1 pseudogene is annotated in these 233 nt (G+C 58.4%); it reads left to right on the top strand.

Annotated features, from left to right (window positions below):
- A pseudogene (locus tag CVH10_RS27170) lies at positions 1-233 on the top strand (hypothetical protein); the annotation flags it as partial.

The raw sequence follows: 233 nt of genomic DNA, 5'->3' as shown, positions 1-233 counted from the left end.
CGCCGATTCATGGAAACAGGCAGCCGGCGACGTCGAGGTCGTGCACAACGGAGTTGATACCGATCAATGGACTGAGGGACCTGGCGGACATCGACTGATCTGGTTTGGGCGCCTTGTTCCGGAAAAGGGTGCACACCATGCGATTGCGGCCGCCAGGGAAGCCGGTATGCCGTTGGTACTAGCCGGGCCGATCAGTGACCATACGTATTTCAGAGAGCGAATTGAACCACACC

The organism is Halomonas sp. ND22Bw, assembly GCF_003011945.1.
GTDB lineage: Bacteria > Pseudomonadota > Gammaproteobacteria > Pseudomonadales > Halomonadaceae > Halomonas > Halomonas halophila.
Note: the sequence above shows the minus strand (reverse complement) of the source record. Positions and strands in the feature narration are given on the sequence as shown.